General features: G+C 72.0%; 1 protein-coding gene. It reads left to right on the plus strand.

Annotated features, from left to right (window positions below; translation table 11 throughout):
- Positions 1–1,387: ACP S-malonyltransferase (locus tag G6026_RS13615; RefSeq protein WP_182613481.1), on the plus strand; the 1,387-nt coding region annotated here is incomplete at both ends.

The following is a 1,387-nucleotide window of genomic DNA, read 5'->3' on the forward strand; positions in this document are numbered from 1 at the left end:
GGGCGGTTCGCCGGCGGCCAGGTCCTCGAGGTCACCTGCACGGTCGACGGGGCCACCGTCATGGCCGCCACCGCGCTGACCGAGGCCCCGCGAACCGTCTACGCCTTCCCCGGCCAGGGCATCCAGGCCAAGGGGATGGGCATGGAGGGGCGCACCCGCTGCCCCGCCGCCCGCGAGATCTGGGACCGCGCCGACGCGCACACCCGGAAGGCGCTCGGCTTCTCGATCCTGGCGCTCGTCCGCGACAATCCCACGGAGGTGACCGTCCGGGGCACCGTCCACCGGCACCCCGACGGCGTGCTGTACCTGACGCAGTTCACCCAGGTCGCGATGGCGTGCCTCGCGGTGGCGCAGCGCGCCGAGCTGGAGGCGGACGGGTTGTTCGTCGACGGCGCCTACTACGCCGGCCACTCGATCGGCGAGTACGACGCCCTGGCCGCCATCTCCGGGACGCTGGAGCTCGAGCCGCTGCTGGAGATCGTCTTCCAGCGCGGATCGACCATGCACGAGCTCGTCCCGCGCGATGCCGAGGGGCGGTCCGACTACCGGATGGCCGCGATCCGGCCGTCCCAGATGGGGATCGGTGACGACGAGGTCGTGGACTGGGTGGCCGGCGTGGCCGAAGAGTCCGGTGAGTTCATCGAGATCGTCAACTACAACCTCGCGGGCTCGCAGTACGCGCTGGCCGGCACCGTCGCCGGCTGCAAGGCCCTGGAGAAGGCCGTCGAGCGGGAGCTCGAGCGGTCCGGGGGCAAGAACGCCTTCATCCTGGTGCCCGGCATCGACGTGCCCTTCCACTCCACCGTCCTGCGCGGCGGCGTCCCGGACTTCCGGGCCACCCTCGACGCGCTGATCCCGCACGACATCGACATCTCGGTGCTCGTGGGCCGCTACATCCCCAACCTCGTGCCGCGTCTGTTCAGTCTCGAGCGCGACTTCGTGCAGGAGATCGCGGACCTCGTGCCGGCCGACTCCCTCGCGGAGGTCCTCGCGGACTGGGATTCGTGGTCCGCCACCCCGACGCGCCTGGGACGCCTCCTCCTGGTGGAGCTCCTGGCCTGGCAGTTCGCCAGCCCGGTCCGCTGGATCGAGACCCAGGAGTTGCTGTTCACGCCGATCGAGCGCGGCGGTCTGGGCATCGAGTGTTTTGTCGAGGTCGGCGTGGCCAACGCCCCGACCGTGGCGAACCTCGCCTCCAAGACCCTCGACCTCCCCACGCACCGGGGGCCCCGCGCCCAGGTGCTCAACGTCGAGCGCGACTCGGCGACGCTGTACGGCACACTGCCGCCCAGCGTGGAGGTCGACGACGACTCGGTGGACGCCCCCGAGCCCACCGGCGGGTCGGGCGACGCAGGTCCGACCACCCCCGCGGCCGCCGAGCAGGCGG

The sequence above is a fragment of the Dietzia sp. DQ11-38-2 genome (assembly GCF_014145055.1).
Lineage (GTDB): Bacteria > Actinomycetota > Actinomycetes > Mycobacteriales > Mycobacteriaceae > Dietzia.